Source organism: Paenibacillus hodogayensis (genome assembly GCF_039536325.1).
GTDB classification, from domain to species: Bacteria; Bacillota; Bacilli; order Paenibacillales; family NBRC-103111; genus Paenibacillus_AB; species Paenibacillus_AB hodogayensis.
Genome location: NZ_BAAAYO010000006.1, coordinates 504,321 through 521,509, shown reverse-complemented (window position 1 = coordinate 521,509; position 17,189 = coordinate 504,321). Strand labels below are relative to the sequence as shown.

Genomic DNA, 17,189 nt, shown 5'->3' with positions numbered 1-17,189 from the left:
CCGACCGCTCGATCCGCGACGTGCCCGCCAACTACGTCAACAAGTATTTTACCCGCAAAGACATGACGTTTTCGGTGGTCGATACGCTGAAAAAGCAGGTCCGCTTCTCTAAACAAAACCTGCTCCACGATCCGTTCGACGCGCAATTCGACCTGATCGTTTGCCGCAACGTTATGATTTATTTTACGGAGGAAGCCAAGCATCTGCTGTACCAGAAGTTCAGCCGGGCGCTGAAGCCGGGCGGGCTGCTGTTCGTGGGCAGCACGGAGCAGATTTTTTCGCCGGGGCAGTACGAGCTGGAGACGGCGGATACGTTTATTTACCGCAAACGGATGGCTCATGTATAAACGTTTCCAATAATTCCTATACTAGTAGGGTAAACCATTCAGGAGGTTTTCCCCTTATGGATAAACGAAAGGTCATCACGGCCTACCGGCGCGGATTTATTACGATCCAGGAATGCGCGCAAATTCTCGGCATCGATTCGCTGCAGGTCGTCGGCATGGTCGACGAGCAGAAACAGAACGAACCTACTCGCATTTACCCGTTGCCCGCAGGCGGTTAAGCGCCGTCCGGCTATTATTCGCTATGACAAGCATGCACCTTCCCGGGGCATGCTTGTTTGATGTTTGGCGAGTAAAAGGAGTGCACATAAAGGGAGCCGCGAAAAAATAGTCGTCGAATCTCCCGATTTCTTGTCAAACTACGGACGCTATACTATAATTAGCAAAGGAAATTCGGTACATCAAAGCGCTAAAGCTTCTATATAAGCGTTTTTCGGATGTTGGGACAGGAAGAAAGGGGACAATCCGCAAATGAGATATTTGACAGCAGGAGAAACGCACGGCCCGCAGCTGACGGCAATAGTGGAAGGGCTGCCGAGCAATTTGCCGCTTACCGGCGAACCGATCAACGAGCAGTTGGCTCGACGGCAAAAAGGCCATGGACGCGGCAAACGGATGCAAATCGAGAAGGATACGGCACAGCTCGTAGGCGGCGTGCGTCACGGCAAAACGACGGGGGCGCCAGTCGCGCTGGTCGTAGCCAACAACGATTGGAAAGCGTGGACGACGGTCATGAGCATCGAGGACGTCGAGGAAGGCAGCGAAGGCAAGCGCCGCGTTAACCGGCCGCGTCCGGGCCATGCCGACCTGAATGGCGGCTTGAAGTACAACCAGACCGATCTGCGCAATATTTTGGAGCGCTCCAGCGCCCGGGAAACGACGGTACGCGTAGCCATCGGCGCGATCGCACGGCAATTTTTGGCCCAATTCGGCATCAAGATTGCCGGTCAAGTGATTCGGATCGGCGAAATCGAGGCGGTCCGCGAGGAGCTGCCGATCGACGAGCTGATTCGGATTACGGAGGAGTCTCCGGTTCGCGTGACGGACAAGGAAGCGGAAGCCCGGATGATCGCCGCGATCGATCAGGCGAAGGCGGAAGGGGATACGCTCGGCGGGATCGTGGAAGTTATCGTGGAAGGCGTACCAGTCGGTCTCGGCAGCCACGTGCAATGGGACCGCAAGCTGGACGGACGGATCGCCCAGGCGGTCGTCTCCATTCAAGCGTTCAAGGGCGTCGAGTTCGGCATCGGGTTTGAAGCGGCCAAGCGCCGCGGCTCGAAGGTGCATGACGAGATTTTGTATGCCGAGGAGAGCGGCTTCCGTCGCGGTTCGAATCGCGCAGGCGGCTTCGAAGGCGGCATGACGACCGGAGAGCCGATTATCGTGCGCGGCGTCATGAAGCCGATCTCCACCTTGTACAAGCCGCTCGCCAGCGTCGACATCGACACGAAGCAGCCGTTCTCCGCCCAGGTGGAGCGCTCGGATACGTGTGCCGTTCCGGCAGCCGGCGTCATCATGGAGAGCGTCATCGCCTGGGAAGTGGCGAACGCGTTCATGGAGAAGTTCGGCGGCGATTCGATGGAGGAAATTCGCGCCAACTACGACAACTATCTCGCTCAAGTGGAGCGGTACTAAGATGAAGCAGCTGACCGTGGAGCTGGGAGAGCGCTCCTATCCGATCTATGTAGGCGAAGGCTTGCTGAACGATATCGCGGCCACGCTCGGCAAGCACCGTATCGGCACGAAGTCGCCCCTGCTGCTCGTTACCGACGAGCAGGTCGCGAAGCATTATTTGGAGCGGGTGAAAGGGCTTCTGGAGGCGGGCGGCTATAAGGTCGCTACAGCGGTCGTCGCATCCGGAGAGAAGTCCAAGTCGCTGTCCGTGCTGGAAGATATCATTACCGTCGCCCTGGAGGCCGGCTTGGACCGCAATTCCGCGGTGCTGGCTTTGGGCGGAGGGGTCGTGGGCGATTTGGCGGGCTTTGTGGCCGCCAGCTATATGCGCGGGGTCCGGTTCGTGCAGATCCCGACGACGATTTTGGCGCACGACAGCAGCGTCGGAGGCAAAGTCGCGGTCAACCATCGGTTGGCCAAAAACGTAATCGGCGCCTTCCATCAGCCGGAATTCGTCCTGTACGATATCGCCACCCTGAAATCGCTGCCCGATCGGGAAGTGCGGGCAGGGCTGTCCGAGCTCGTAAAGGAAGGCTTTATTCTCGACCGCGAATTCGTCGAATGGTGCGACGCCAACGCCGAAAAGCTGCTGGCGCTCGATTCGGCGGCGCTGGAGCATGCGCTGTATATCGGCTGCGGGGTGAAGGCGAAGGTCGTCTCCGAGGACGAGAAGGAAGGCGGCCTGCGGGCGATTCTGAATCTGGGCCATACGATCGGCCACGCTTTGGAGGCGGTGGCGGGCTATGGCGAGCTGCTGCATGGCGAAGCGATCGCCATCGGCATGGTCGGCGCGGCTCGCTTGTCGGCGAAGCTTGGCAATCCGGCTTCCATCGCCTCCGAGACGGAGCGTATTTTGCGCCAATTCGGCTTGCCCGTGCGGATTCCACGTCATCTGGATACGGATGCGATCATGGGCGCCATGATGCACGACAAGAAGTTTACGGAAGGCAGTATGGTGTTCATCATCCCGAAGGACATCGGCGAAGTGGAAATCAATCGCAGCGTGTCGTCCGTCTGGGTAAGGGAAGTCGTGGACAGCTTGAAAGAGGGGGAGTAAGCCGACATGTTTGTACGGGGAGTGCGCGGAGCCATCACGGTGGAGCGTAATGAAGAAACGGAAATTTTGAATGCGACGGCCGAGCTGCTGGGTCAAATCGTTGCCGAGAACGGCATCGATCCGGAGGATATCGCCAGCGTGTTCGTTACGGTTACGCAGGATTTGAATGCGGCGTTTCCGGCCAAGGTCATCCGCGAGATGCAGGGGTGGGAGCTGGTGCCGCTCATGTGCGCGCTGGAAATTTCCGTTCCCGGCGGTTTGGAAAAATGCATCCGGCTGATGGTTTCCGTCAATACGACGAAATCGCAAAAAGAAATCCGCCACGTCTATTTGAACAACGCGATCAAGTTGCGGCCCGATTTGTCGGGACAGACGAAGTAGCGGTGTCCGCATCGCGCTTTCGGCGCGGCGGCCGATGAAATTCCCCCTGGTCCGAAAAACGGGCCGGGGGTTTTGTTGTTTCATCCGTTCCCGGGCGAGGCGAGCGTCGCTCCGCCGGGCATCGGTCGGCTTGCCGCTGCAAGCGCTACCCCCCGATCCGTTTCGTCCGAGCGACAATTGAGCGGGAATATTCGGAAGGCGTCATGTTCGAGATGCGCTTGAATTGCTTGGAGAAATGATGGATGCTGCTGTAGCCGAGAATTTCGGCGATGGCCGACAGGTTGCCGTTTTCCTCGCGGATCAGCTGCTTCGCTCTGTCGATCTTCATCCGGCTGAAATATTCCATTGCGCCCGCGCCGGTCCGCGCCTTGAAAATCATTTTCAGACCGGTACGGCTGATGGCAAAACGATCGCACAGCTCATCGAGCGTGAAGCGCTCGTTCAGATGGTTATGCAAAAAGGCGACGATGCGCGCAAACAAATCGTCCCCATGCTGAGCTGCGATCAACGTGTCCTTCTCGCTTTCCTTGCGTTCCTGTCTCCTTCGGCGGATCAGCCGGATTAGCAAAATTTCCAAAAAATTGCGGATCAGCTGCTCGGCCCCGAAGTCGGCTTCGGCGTTTTGCTGAGGGCAGCCGGAGCACAGCGGGGCGTTGATCGGCGGGTCAAAGGCGCGGATGCCCTCCTGCACGATCAGCGCCAGCAGCCGGTACTCGTCCTCCTGCAGCCGGATCAGACATTCCCCGGTCAGCTCCTCCATGCAGGAGGACGCGCATTCGAACGACATAATAATCAGATTGCATGTCGCCTTATTGACCGCGCGCCCTCCGTGAAACAAATTCGGCATCAGGAGCAGCATGTCACCCTGACGAAGCCGGTATACCCCCAGATCGGTGAAAAACTCCACTTCCCCCCGATCCACGTACACAAACTCCCAAAAATCGTGCGTTTCGCCCCGCGTATAAAAATGCTTGGACATTTCGCGGTAATAGAACGTCACCAGCTTGCGAATGGACAAGTCTTCCTTCAACTCGTATCTTGGCCGCAACATGGCGCTCTCTCCGCTCTCTGTGGAATGGGTTTCAGTGTTAGCGTGTTAGCTCTATTATAGGGCAAGTCCATCTTCCGATAAAAGAGGGAAAACGCCGGGCTGCGCCCGCTCGGGGGAATGCATCGGCGGCCATCCCCTGCACCGCAAAGGGCGAGGCGGGAACGGCCGCAGACGGAATGACCGAATGGACAAAACGTTTGACCTTTGCGGCAAAGCATTGACGGCCGGAGAGTTTTATCATAAAGCGTAAGGCGGACCGGAAAGCGAGGGGAAAGAGGCCACGTCCGCAAGCCGCAGAGCGGCCAAACGCGCAAACATGATTAACGAAGGGGACACGAGAACATGGAAAATGCAGGAAGAAAACAAATAAATCCGGACCGCCGCAGACTGCTGCCGAGGTGGATACCGGTTTTGACCGCAGCGGGGCTGGCGGTCGCGCTCGGGGGCTGCTCCTCGAATGGCCAAAGCCAAGCGCCTGCGTCTACGCCCGCCCCGGTCAAAACGGAGCCGGTCGAGCTGGTCATTCATACGAACAACGGAGGTACGCCGGAAAGCTTTGACGCCAACTACGGCAACAGGCTGCGCAAGAAGTTCCCCGACTACAAGATCACTTATATCCAAAGCAAGGCGGGGACGACGCTCCAGGATCTGCTGGCCACCGGACAGCGGGTCGATATTTTGTTCCAGACCGACTCTTATTATTTCGAACTCGCCGAAAGTGCGAATCTCCAGTTCGATATGACGGAGCTGGCCCAGAAGCACGGCGTTAATCTGGCGGCCATCGAGCCTAAGCTGATCGAAAGCTTGAAGGCTTCTGGCGGCGGAAAGTTGTATGCGCTTCCTGTGAGCAACATGATTCAGGTGATGTACTATAACAAAGGGCTATTCGACAAGTTCGGCGTTCCTTATCCGAAGGATGGCATGACCTGGGAAGACACGTTCGAAACGGCCAAAAAGCTCGACCGCGAGGACGGAGGCACGGCGTATATCGGCTTTACCGTTTCCCCGGCGCATATGCTCGGCAACAACCAGCTGTCCATCCCTTACGTGGACGCGAAGACGGAGAAGCCGACTTTCCTGAACGACGGTTGGAAGCGTCTCATCGAAACGTATTTGCTTACGCCGGGCAAGCTGGAGAGCTACCAAAAATTCGTCACCGCCAAAAAGAAGCTCCCTTACCGGCTCGAATTTACCGATACGCCGCAGCTCGGCATGTTCGTGTTCAACTCCAGCTTCCCGTTCTCGATCCCGAACATCAACGACATCAGCTGGGACCTCGTCTCGCTGCCGACGTTCGCGGATAAGCCCAAGGTCGGTTCGCAATCGATGCCTGTCGTATTCGGGATGACCTCGATCGCTAAGGACAAGGATGCGGCCATGAAGGTGATCCAATACCTGGCGTCCGAGGAAGCCCAGCTTGAGGAATCCAAAAAAGGAAACATGCCGATTCTCTCCACCGACAGCGTCAGAAAAGCGTTCGCGCAGGATACCGCGTTCAAGGACAAAAACTGGAAGGCGCTCTACTACAACGAGATCGCGCCCGGCGTGGTCAAAAATCCATACCTGCTGTCCGTGGAAAAAGTATTCACGCCTTACATCCAGCAGCTGATCGAAGGCAAGACCGACATCAACACAGCGCTACGCGACGCGCAAGAGAAAGCGGAGAAAGCAATAGCCGACGCCAAGCAGAAAAAATAACGTCGCGGACGCTCCGGGTTCGACAGCGGAAAGGGAAGCGGGGTCACGGCAAGTCCGCTGATCGATTCGCTTCCGCTTCCGCCAGACGACCCGACGAGCGAGCAGGGAGCGAGCAAAAGGAGTGGAGCATGGGATGGGGGCAAACCCATTAAACGAAGCGGTATGGATCTGGCATCCGGACGGACGGGACGAAGCCAATCAGTATGTGGAATTCCGCCACGCCTTCGAGCTGGAGCGGGCGGATGAAACGGCTCTGCTGTATATATCGGCGGACACCGATTATGCGGTATGGCTCAACGGCGAATTCGTGGACGCCGGGCAATATGACGATTATCCTAGCCGCAAAGCGTATGACTGCATCCCGATCGGCAGCCGGCTGCGACAAGGGGCCAACGTTCTGGCCGTGGTCGTACATTACCAGGGAATCGACAGCTTCCAATATATTGGGGGGCGGGCCGGACTGATCTACGCTTTGCATGGGGCGCAGGGCGTCATCGCAAGCGGGGAAGAGGCGCTGTGCCGCCGATCGCCGACTTACGTTTCCGGGGACATGCCGCTCAGCACGGTGCAATTGGGCTTTACGTTCGAATACGACGCCAGAGGCGCAGACGACTGGAACCGGATCGGTTACGATGTCGCACGGAAGGAATGGCGCCGACCGGTTGCGTCGTTTGCGCCGGGAGAGGACCTTCCGGAGCTATACCTTCGGCCGATCCGCAAGCCAGTCATCGGTGAACGCGCACCGTCAAGGCTGCGTACCCAGGGCACGTTCGCGAGAAGGGCCGAGCCGCCGGGCGCAATTGTAGCGGAGACGATGCAGAACGATTACTTGTCGTTCCGTCCGGCCCGGCAGCTGCTGGCCGAGGGCGCCGGGATGCCGCTGTACGGCGGGAACCGGATCGTGCTGCAGGCAGGGAACATTCCCGAAGACGGGGGCGTGTACCTGGTGCTGGACATGGGGCGTGAGGAGTGCGGCTTTCTCGAACTGGAGCTGGAGGCGGATGCTGGCGTACGGATCGATATTGCATACGGCGAGCATCTGGACGATTTGAGAGTGCGAGCCTCGACGCGCGGCAAGCACTTCGCCACCCGTTACACGTGCGGAGAAGGGGCGCAAACGTTCTTCCATCCTTTGAAAAGGTGGGCGGGGCGATACTTGCAGCTGCAAATCGGAGGCGTCCAAACCGTCTTTACCTTGGCGTATGCCGGTTTGAGGGTCGTCCAATATCCGGTCGAGCGCAAGGGGAGGCTGAATGTGCCTGATCGGCTGCACCGACGCATCGAGGAGGTCGCCGTCCGTACCTTGCATCTGTGCATGTATGAGCATTACGAGGACACGCCGTGGCGGGAACAGGCGCTGTACGCGATGGATGCGAGAAATCAGGCGCTGTGCGGCTATTATTGCTTCGGCGAATACGAATTCCCCGCGGCCGCGGCCCGGCTGTTTGCCGAATCCGTCCGTCCCGACGGGTTTCTGGAGCTGACGGCTCCGTCCCGCAGCGCGTTTACGATTCCTTCCTTCACCTTCCTGTGGCTGCTGCAAGTGGAGGATTACTGGATGCACAGCGGCGATGCGGCGGGAACGGCCGAGCCCCTTTCGGTAGCGTTGCGGATGATGGATGCCCATCTGGACAATTGCCGCGACGGGATGCTGGTTACGCCGACCGGAGATGCCTATTGGAACTTCTACGATTGGCAGCCCGGACTGAACGGCGCCGGGACGAAGGAAGAGAAGGAGCGCGCGCGGAACAGAGCCGACGCACCGCTGAACGGCATGTTTCTTCTGGCGCTGCAGGCCGGAGGACGGCTTGCCAGCGCTTTCGGCGATATGAAGCGGACGAACCGCTTCCGCGAAGCGGAGGAAACGCTCCGTACCTCGATGCATGCATCGTTCTGGGACGAAGAGGCGCAAGCTTACCTTACTTATCGCGGAGTCGGCTCCGACGCTCACTTCGCGGAATTGACCCAATCGCTGGCGCTATGCGCAGGCGTATGCCCGGAACCGCTCGCCCGTTCGCTGCGCCGCCGTCTGGCGGAGGACGACAACGGTTTCGCGCCGGTAACGCTCAGTTACTCGTTGTTCAAGTTTCAAGCCTTGTTGGGAGAGCCGGACCTTTACGGAGCAGCGGTATTCGACACGATTGCCGAACAATGGGGGAACATGCTTTTCAACGGGGCTACCAGCTTCTGGGAAACGCTGGACGGCGCCGACGCCTTCGGGCAAGCGGGAAGTCTATGCCACGGCTGGTCTGCTATTCCGGTGTACTTTTACTATGCCTACGGGCTAGGCGTCCGGCCGACGGAGCCGGGCTTCCGGTCATTCCGCGTCGAGCCGGCGCAGGCAGGATTCGAGCGGATGGAAGGCAAAGTGCCGACGCCGTACGGCGATATTGCCGTGAAATGGGAGACTTGCGGGGAAGGGCGAACCATACAGATCGACTATCCGGCCGGTACGCGTCCGGAGCGGAACGAAGCGATCGTCCGAGCTTGCGAGATCGGTTCCCCGGCAAAGCCATGACCGATTGCCCCCGGCTCCGCTCCGGGGCTTCGGCGCTCCATTTCCTTGTCGGATAAAGCTGCTGCAGCAAGGTGAAGCCGTAGACGTCGGCCACCTGGCGAGCTGCGCACCGGCCTGTCCGCCGTGCGGGCGGCCGATGCGTCAAGCGGCCTGAAGCGTGCCCATTCGAAAGCAATCGATTGCTAGAAAGGAGGGATGCTGCTTCGATACGAAGCCCGCTGAAGCCGGGGAGTAATACGTCGGATGAAAGCCATTGTCAAAACTTCCGTAATCGGAGAGGAGAATCAAAATGAAACGTATGCGTTGGAGTGTAAGGATCGCTCTGCTGTTGGCGCTCCTGCCGCTTGCCGTATTCGGTACGCCTGACAAAGCCGGGGCAGACGGCGACAATCTGGTGCAAAACGGAGGTTTCGAGCTGAAAACCGGCAGCTCGGCGCCTCCGTGGGTCGCCTCCGGCGGCTGGGGCACTTTCGCCGTCCCGAGCGGATCGGCAGCCCGCACGGGTAGCGAAGGGCTTAAGCTGCAAACCGATCAGAGCAGCGCTAATCCGTGGGTCAACCAGGGAATCGGGATCGAGCCGGGTGCGACCTACGAATTGTCCGTCTGGGTCAAATCGGTCGTGCTGCCAAGCTCGGGCGCAGGCTTCAAGCTGGAATTTTACAAGGATACACGGACCACTGCCAATCATCTGGAAGGGGATCTGAACCAAAGGATGCTGCGAACCGAGCTTAACGGAGATTGGCAGCGTCTGGCGATGGAGTTTACCGCCCCGGAGGAAGCGAATATCGTCAGCCTGTACCTGCGGCTCTACGGGACAGGCACCGTTTATTTCGACGACGCTTCACTCGTGCTGAAGCGCCATCGCCCCTTGATCGCGTTGAAGACGGACGCGCTGTTTTATTATGCGGAGCAGACGGAGGGCCGAGTGACGGCCAAGCTTCCTGTTCCGGCCGGCGTGCCGGCCAATTCGACGGTGACGACAACGGTTTATCGGGAAGCGAACGGCGTACCGATCGCGGTCTACGGTCCGACAAGCGCCGCGCAGCCGATTGCCTTTACATTCGACCCGTCGCAGATGATCAAGGAAGAGCCTTATCGCGTCGAGGCGCGTCTGCTCGGTCCGCTCGGAGAAACGCTGGAAACGGTGTACGAGACCATTTACCGCTACGATCGCCCGACGATGATGCGCACGGACGGAACGCTGCTGGTAAACGGTCAGCCGTTCTTCCCGGTAGGCGCCTATCATGTGAACCGGGTGGACTATCCGTTTGCCGCTGCTGCGGGAATCAATACGATACAGGCCGTCCCCGCCAATAAAGTAAGCACGATGCAGGCGACGCTCGATGCGGCCCACGCGAGCGGCCTGAAGGTGATGGTCGGGCTTTACTACAACATGAACGTCGGCGAGAATGCGGCTTTGACCGAAACGATGGTAACGGCATTGAAGGACCACCCGGCCGTGTTAGCCTGGATGGTTATGGACGAGCCGGTTCAGAACAACAAGTCGCAGAAAGAGCTGATGGAGGCTTATCGGCTTGTTCATTCCATCGACAAAGCTCATCCGATTTATATGGTGGAATCGCCTGCGGCCGCCTACGAGCCGGTGGCTAAGGTAGCGGATATTTTATCCGTAGATGTGTATCCGCTTCCATACAGCCCAATTTCGCTTGTCGGCGAGCGCACGGCCTTGGCCCGCCAGGCGACCGGCGGCGTCAAGCCGGTTTGGAACGTTCTTCAGGCGATGTACAATCCGCCGAACTGGCCGCACTTGCCGACGATTGCCGAGGTGCGCAATATGGCCTACCAGTCGCTGCTGAACGGAAGCCAAGGCCTGCTGTATTATTCTCTGAACGAGAACGGCTTTGTGCTTCGCGATTCCGCGCTTTGGCCGGGGCTGGTGGAGTTTCGTCCGGAGCTGGAGCTGCTGGGGCGTCTGGTGACGTCCGGAGAGCGCGCAGGGGCAGACACGGCGACGGACGCCGCGTGGACACTTTGGCGCGACGGCGACGAGCTGTACGCCGCTGTTGTCAATACGGGAGAGACGAGCCGTCAGGTGACGATTCCTTTGGAGGCAACCGGCTTCCGCGCGCAATTGCTGTATGGCGACCTTCGATCGACGCGGGACGAACAGGGCAGCGAACTGACAGTTACTCTGGCGCCGCTGCAATCGCTTCTGTACCGCATCGTTCCGTTCGCGTCCATGGTGGAGCAGGCGGACGACGTTGCCGGGGCGGCAGGTGCGCTATCGGCGGATACCTATTGGACGAATCGGATCAGCCAACTGGAGGCCGTACTGGCCGATATGACCGAGGAGTTAAGCGATCCGACCCCGAATATCGATGAAGCCAGCGGCTTGGCGCTGGACGGGTTAACCGTTCTGGACGATTTGGACAATTGGGCCGGACAGCTCGCCGATACCCCTGCGAGGAAGGCTATGCTCGGGGCGTTGGAGAAGATGCGGGAACGGCTGGGCCCCGTTGCGGCTTCGAGCGTGCAAATCCGGCTCGTGCCGGCCGACAGCCGGATGTTCGGGCAGCAGGAGCCAAACGGGCTAAATATTGACGTACGCCATACCCGACCGGGTGATTTGCGCAATATCACGATGACGTTGATCTTTCCCGAGCCGTTCGAGCTGCAGCCGGTAACGCGCAGCGTATATGGGCTGGGTAGCGGCTTGAGCGTGTCCGAGGCGTTCGATTTCCGAATCGCCGCGCCGGCACAGGCGGGACGTTACGAGCTTCAGGCCCGAATCGGCTTCGAGTACGCCGGGGCGCCGGGCAAACGGGTGACGGTCAACCACTATGTGACTTATCCCTATGTGAATCTGCTTGAGGCCGAGGCGCTGCCTGCCTTGCTGGAGGCGAACGGAGGCGGCGAGCTGCCGTTCTCGATCCGCTTGAAGAGCATAGCTTCGCGAACGCTTCAGGCCACGTTGAACAGCACCACCGCATCGCCCGGCTTGACGGTCCAGCTGCCCGTCTCGCTGTCCGTGCCGGCACAAGGGCAGGTGACGGTTAGCGGCAAGGTTTATTTGCCGGCGACCATTACCGACGGCGTGCACGGGGCGACGATTCAAATTTTGGCGGATGGCAATCCGGTACAATCGTTGCCGCTGTCCGTCGCAGTCAGCCGCAACCTGCTGCGCAATCCGGGCTTTGAACGGCCGAATTCCCCGGGGACCGCTCCCGACGGCTGGACGATGCGCCAGAGCGTGTGGGTGCAGGATGAAATGCACAGCGGAGATTACGCGCTATCTCTGCTGCCGGACCCCAACAATGCATGGAACGTAGCCGTGTCCGGTTTGATGCCGACGCAAGCCGGCAAGACATACACGCTGAGCGGTTGGGTGAAGAACGCTTCCACCGCGGGCAATGTGTCCATCGGGCTGCGTCAAGTCAAGGCTGACGGTGCGGCAACGATCAGCTACGTATGGAAGCCGGCTGCCGCGTCCTCGGATTGGACCTACTACGAATTGAATCTTACACCGGCATCGAACGCGAAATATATACAGGTGTATCTGTTGAGCGACACCGCGACGAACGGTCCGGCCTGGTTCGACGATTTGTATGTAGACGAAAGGTAACGATGACGGCGCGCGGGGGCGGCATACCGGAAATCGGCGTGACGTTCGTCCCCGGTGTACGGAAAGGATTTCGAGCGGCGGCCTTGCCCCGGCGCAGTGGGGTGCTCCTTTTCGCTTCGCATGAAGGTGCGAAGGAAGGGGAGTATCGATCCGTCGGGGAAGGCTACTGTCGCGTTGTCCGGCATAGGACCCGCTTTCTGTTCGCGAACGGGTCGTCCATTTAACCTCTACTTCGGCGGAGGTTTTTTTTGATTTTACCGCCTTTCGGGCATTCCTCTTGACCGATATGACCAAATAATTGACCTTAACCGCAAAGCCCGAGAGGGCATTAATAATATATTATATATAATATATTGTGCATCTATATTGGGAAGAGGTACTGTCCGCGGAACGGCACACTCCCACCTAAGCGTCTACCGCTTGCGCCAAGGAGGTCGGTAAGAAGAGCAGCTCATAGTAAACGATTAAAGAAATCGTTTACTATTTTATGAAGTGCATGAACATCACCCGGTCGAGTCCAAAAAACAAAAGAGGTGGGTTATTTTGAAAACGAAACGAATGAACGGAATTTCGGTCGTCCTGCTGTCGGCGGTCCTGCTTGCGGCTTGTGGGGCCAAAACGAGCATAACGAAGGAAGAAGCGGCGCCAAGCAAGGAGCCGGTCACGATCAAAATCGCCGCACGAGTCGCATCGTTGACGGACGAAGAGGTAAAAAATTATATAACGGACCCCGTAAAGAAAAAATATCCGTACATTACAGTGGAGCGAATCGACAATTCGCAAAAGGGACAAAGTCTGGAAGAGCTGGTCGCCGCCGGAACGGTCCCGGATATGGTGCTGGAAGCTCCGCTCAACTTATCCGCCTTAAAGCTGCTTGGCATCGATTTCAATATGGATGAGATGATCAAAAGCGCCAAAATGGATCTCGGTCGCATTCAACCCGAGTATTTGGAGTCGATCAAGGTAGGCACCTTTTCGGATTACTTGAGCGCGCTTCCAATCTATAACAATGGATTTGCTTTATTTTACAATAAGGATTTATTCGACAAATTCGGAGTTTCGTACCCCAAGGACAATATGAGCTGGGAAGATGTCAGGAAGCTGGGCGAGAAGCTGTCCAGGACCGATAACGGAGTCGCCTACGTCGGCTTGCATCCGGAGAACCTGTACCGGGCGGCGTACCAGGTAAGCTTGCCTTTTCTGGACACGGTGAACGATAAGGCCGTATTTCAAACGCAGGGCTGGAAGGACTTGTTCGAGCTGTGGTATCAGCTGTACCGGCAGCCGGACGGAGGAGTGATTCCCAAAACGATCGGGGCGATCAGCGGATTTCAAAAAGGGCAGGTGGCGATGGTTCCGGCCTACACGGATTTGCTGCAAACGCTGAACAAAACGAAGGAATTGAATTGGGATCTTGTCACATACCCGCAAAATCCGAGCGCGCCCGGAGTCGGCCAGCGCGTCGATTCGTTCAATCTCGCCATAACGGGGACGAGCAAAAACAAAGATGCCGCTCTCCGGGTCATCGAAGTGGTTTTGTCCGAAGAAGTGCAGACGGCCATGTCTAGAAACGGCCGTGTATCCGTTCTCAAGGATCGGGGCGTTCAGGATCAATACGGACAGGCTATCTCCGATTACCAGAACAAAAATGTGGTCGCTTTGACCAAGCTGAAGCTTGCGGTCGTCAAGCCGTTCAAGTATGCGTTCCCGCAAAACCCGGCATCCCTGATCAATGAAGCGTTCACTAACGTGCTGTACAATGGCAAGGATATCAATACGGCGCTGCGCGAAGCGGACGAGAAGATGAACAAAGCCATTCAGGACATCGTCAAAAAATAAACGCGCACGCTGCGACACGATGAGGTGAGAGCGATGAAATGGAAGCTGCCGGACATTCGCAACGAACCGATTGCCTTTCCGTATTTTCCGACGAGGCAGCAATTGTTCATATGGAGAAATTGGGGCACGGTTGAAGCATTGAGGCTTGCCGAGGTGTTGAATACGTCGTTGGAAAACGTAAACAAGCTGGCTGCCGATATGGGACTGCCGAATCAGGAGCCCGTACAGGACCGTTGGATGGAGCGGGGCTATATCACCATTATTCGCGACAACTGGCATGTCCTGCCTTATGACCAATTGCTCCAGCTGCTGGGCTGGTCGGAGGAGCGGCTTGGGTTTACGCTCAAGGAGGACGACTTCCTGCACGTCAAATTGGGCGATTTCAAGCCCGATGCGAAACCGGTTATATACCGCGGATTAACGGACGACGAAATGCGCCGTACCCGGCAAATCAAAGCGGAAGCGGAACGTATGCGCCTGGATTCCGAAGCGGGAACAGTATTCGAACGGCCGTTTTCTTTTCTGGACGACTGGAATGAGCCGGAGGCGATCCTTCCGGCGAGCAAGGAACAGCCTGATGCGGACGAACTGCGGCTGGACGATCATTGGACGGTTACAGTCGATCGTGCGGCGGGAACGCTCCTGGACGTATTTGCGAGGCGGTTTATCGACAGCTTGCTGGCTACCTTCGGCATTCGTCTGACGATGAGCCTCGAAGCTGACGGGGAAGGAAAAACAATTGCGCTTTCCATCCGTTCCGATGGAAGCCTGCCGGCGGAAAGCCACTCCGTACGGATCGGGCAGGAACGGATCGAAGTGATCGGCATCGACGCTCCCGGCGTATGGCGAGGGCTTCAATACATGCTGCAAGCGATGAAGACGCGAGGCGCGCCCATCCTGCGCCTGGAGAATGTCGCCCGGGAGACCCGCATGGATCTGCGTCTGGGCTACTCCTATTTCGCGGTCTATGGCGACCCGCTCTTGGACCCGCTGCTGGACCCTTATCCGGACCGGCTGCTGAGCAAATTAAGCGAGGCTGGCATTAACGGAGTATGGCTGCAAGGCATTTTATACCAGCTCGTTCCATGGGAGGAGGCTCCGGGCCGCAGCGAACATTGGGAAATCCGGTTGGACAATCTGAGGAAACTTGTGGAAAGGGCGGCCTCGTACGGCATTGGCATTTATCTGTATTTGAACGAGCCCCGAGCGATGCCGCTCGCTTTTTTTGACGATCATTCCGACTGGAAAGGGCATGAGCTGGACGGCTACGCCTGCTTATGCACGTCCCATCCCGACATTCAGCGTTACGTGAGAGACTCGTGCGACAGACTGATGCGGGAGGTACCGGACCTTGCCGGCGTATTTACGATCACGATGTCCGAAAATTTGACGAACTGCTACTCCCGAAGTTACCCGAATGCGCCCACCCGCTGCCCGCGTTGTGCGCAAAGGCCGATTCAAGACGTGGTGGCCGAGGTGAACCGGTGCATCGCCGAAGGAATCCGCAGCGTCAAGCCTGCGGCCAGAGTTATTTGCTGGACATGGGGGTATACCGACTACCGGGGATGGGACGAGGAGGCGGTCCGGCGAACGGTCGAAGCGATGCCGGAGGGCGTAAGCATTATGTCGACAAGCGAGTTCGAGCTTGAAACGGAAGTCGGCGGCGTCTCCGGCAAGCTGACCGACTACTCCATCTCCCAGATTGGCCCCAGCGCAAAATCGCGGCAGTTTTGGGAGCTGGCCTCTGCAAGAGGGCTGTCGGCGATCGCCAAGGTACAGTTCAATAACTCCTGGGAATGCGCGGCAGTCCCGTATATTCCGGTTGTCCCTCTTGTCGAGCGTCATTTGCGCCGGCTGCGGGAAGCGGATGTCACCGGTCTCATGGTAAGTTGGACGCTTGGCGGTTATCCGTCCTTATTATTGGACTATGCTTCCCGTTTTTATTGGGAGAAACCCGGCAATCCGCCGGAAGACAGCCGAACGTTTGCCGCTGAGGTATTCGGAGCTCGGGCTGGCCAGCGGGTCGCCGAGGCGTGGGAAGCGTTCAGCGCCGCCTTCCGCGAATTTCCGCTCAGCATGTCGATGCTGTATGCGGGACCGCAAAATGCCGGTCCCTCCAATCTGTTGTTTTTGCAACCGACAGGCTACCGGGCGACGATGGTGTGTTACCCGTACGACGATCTGAATAGATGGCGCTCCATTTATCCGGAATCTATTTTTTTCGACCAGCTCCATCAGCTGGTTGCCGGCTGGAGGAAAGGGCTGGAACTGCTGGACTCGGCCGAAGAGGCTGTGGAGCCGCGTCATTTCGCTGCGTTTCAGGAGATGCGCCGGATGGTCTTGGCTACTTATCACCACTTCGGCAGCGCGTGGCACCAAGCCGAGTTCATTCGGCTGCGGGACCTGTGGCACACTCTCCCGGAAGGTCCGGACAAAAGCGATTGCGCCGCCGCCATGCAAGCGCTGCTGAAAGAGGAACGGAGCATGGCCGTCGCTCATTGCCAACTGATGCGACAAGATTCCAAGATCGGCTTCGAGGCGAGCAATCATTACTTCTATACCGCTCAATCGTTGTTGGAAAAAGGGTTAAACTGCGCGTATTTGCACCAACAGTTGAATAAAGCAGAATCCGCCCCGGAGGGATTGCGATAAACGGTAACCGTTTGACGTCCCGCGCCCGTTTGTAGTATAGTGGTAACAAAGCAAGAGTGAGCAGAGTACAGGTAGAGTTTTGGAGCGAGTAGAGCTGAGTTTAGAGAAGAGAGCGGCAGCGGGTACATAGGATGTATTCGGCTGCAGGTTGTTGGCATTTAGCCGGGATTTTATGCGTGCGGAACGTTCAAGCGACGGTAGCGTTGCCGAATTTTGAGTACCTTTGTACGCCGAACGGCGTCGTGGTATGCAGTTTCGGTTTTGCCGACCGGGTATGAGCTGTACGCGGCAGGTCCAACCGATGCTTTTTTTTCGCGAAACTTACGAAACTTATCGCCATTCCAAGCCTCTACTTCGGTAGAGGCTTTTCTGCTTCCGATGATTTTCGGCCT

At 57.8% G+C, this 17,189-nt stretch carries 11 protein-coding genes; 10 read left to right on the top strand and 1 reads right to left on the bottom strand.

The features are described 5' to 3' along the window. From ABD796_RS13420 to aroH, 5 genes are all read left to right on the top strand, one after another. Positions 1–347 (top strand): CheR family methyltransferase (locus ABD796_RS13420; protein ID WP_344908615.1); only part of this gene is annotated, 347 nt, incomplete at its 5' end. Positions 348–403: 56 nt separating this feature from the next. Continuing rightward, positions 404–565, top strand: a complete 162-nt coding sequence (locus ABD796_RS13415) for a hypothetical protein (RefSeq protein WP_344908613.1) — start codon at positions 404–406, stop codon at positions 563–565. A 250-nt stretch (positions 566–815) separates the two neighbouring features. Further along, positions 816–1,979: a chorismate synthase gene (gene aroC / locus ABD796_RS13410; RefSeq protein ID WP_344908611.1), complete on the top strand. Its 1,164-nt coding sequence runs from the start codon at positions 816–818 to the stop codon at positions 1,977–1,979. Position 1,980: 1 nt separating this feature from the next. Next, positions 1,981–3,075 carry a 3-dehydroquinate synthase gene (aroB, locus tag ABD796_RS13405; RefSeq protein ID WP_344908609.1) on the top strand — a complete coding sequence of 365 codons (1,095 nt, stop codon included), beginning with the start codon at positions 1,981–1,983 and terminating at the stop codon, positions 3,073–3,075. Between the two features lie 6 nt (positions 3,076–3,081). Next, positions 3,082–3,456, top strand: coding sequence for a chorismate mutase (gene aroH, locus ABD796_RS13400; protein WP_344908607.1), 375 nt, complete (start codon positions 3,082–3,084; stop codon positions 3,454–3,456). Between the two features lie 145 nt (positions 3,457–3,601). Here the strand turns inward: aroH and ABD796_RS13395 are convergent, their stop codons facing one another. Further along, complete coding sequence (locus ABD796_RS13395; RefSeq protein ID WP_344908605.1) at positions 3,602–4,507, bottom strand: helix-turn-helix domain-containing protein; 906 nt, start codon at positions 4,505–4,507, stop codon at positions 3,602–3,604. Between the two features lie 342 nt (positions 4,508–4,849). On the opposite strand from ABD796_RS13395, the gene ABD796_RS13390 reads away from it, so the two are divergent. From ABD796_RS13390 to ABD796_RS13370, 5 genes are all read left to right on the top strand, one after another. After that, positions 4,850–6,205 (top strand): ABC transporter substrate-binding protein, encoded by a 1,356-nt coding sequence (locus ABD796_RS13390; protein WP_344908603.1) that lies wholly within the window; start codon positions 4,850–4,852, stop codon positions 6,203–6,205. Between the two features lie 133 nt (positions 6,206–6,338). Then, positions 6,339–8,723, top strand: a complete 2,385-nt coding sequence (locus ABD796_RS13385) for a family 78 glycoside hydrolase catalytic domain (protein WP_344908601.1) — start codon at positions 6,339–6,341, stop codon at positions 8,721–8,723. A 289-nt stretch (positions 8,724–9,012) separates the two neighbouring features. Next, on the top strand, positions 9,013–12,306 hold the full coding sequence (locus ABD796_RS13380; RefSeq protein WP_344908599.1) for a carbohydrate binding domain-containing protein: 3,294 nt from the start codon (positions 9,013–9,015) through the stop codon (positions 12,304–12,306). A gap of 543 nt (positions 12,307–12,849) precedes the next feature. Continuing rightward, entirely contained in the window at positions 12,850–14,145 is a 1,296-nt protein-coding gene (locus ABD796_RS13375; RefSeq protein WP_344908597.1) for an ABC transporter substrate-binding protein, read from the top strand. Positions 14,146–14,178: 33 nt separating this feature from the next. Beyond that, positions 14,179–16,797 carry a beta-N-acetylhexosaminidase family protein gene (locus tag ABD796_RS13370; protein ID WP_344908595.1) on the top strand — a complete coding sequence of 873 codons (2,619 nt, stop codon included), beginning with the start codon at positions 14,179–14,181 and terminating at the stop codon, positions 16,795–16,797. The last annotated feature ends 392 nt before the right edge of the window (positions 16,798–17,189 follow it).

Coding starts and splice junctions, on each gene's coding strand:
- ABD796_RS13395 (WP_344908605.1), bottom strand. CDS start 4,507: ATGTTGCGGCCAAGATACGAGTTGAAGGAAGACTTGTCCATTCGCAAG.
- ABD796_RS13370 (WP_344908595.1), top strand. CDS start 14,179: ATGAAATGGAAGCTGCCGGACATTCGCAACGAACCGATTGCCTTTCCG.
- aroH (WP_344908607.1), top strand. CDS start 3,082: ATGTTTGTACGGGGAGTGCGCGGAGCCATCACGGTGGAGCGTAATGAA.
- aroC (WP_344908611.1), top strand. CDS start 816: ATGAGATATTTGACAGCAGGAGAAACGCACGGCCCGCAGCTGACGGCA.
- ABD796_RS13380 (WP_344908599.1), top strand. CDS start 9,013: ATGAAACGTATGCGTTGGAGTGTAAGGATCGCTCTGCTGTTGGCGCTC.
- aroB (WP_344908609.1), top strand. CDS start 1,981: ATGAAGCAGCTGACCGTGGAGCTGGGAGAGCGCTCCTATCCGATCTAT.
- ABD796_RS13415 (WP_344908613.1), top strand. CDS start 404: ATGGATAAACGAAAGGTCATCACGGCCTACCGGCGCGGATTTATTACG.
- ABD796_RS13385 (WP_344908601.1), top strand. CDS start 6,339: ATGGGGGCAAACCCATTAAACGAAGCGGTATGGATCTGGCATCCGGAC.
- ABD796_RS13390 (WP_344908603.1), top strand. CDS start 4,850: ATGGAAAATGCAGGAAGAAAACAAATAAATCCGGACCGCCGCAGACTG.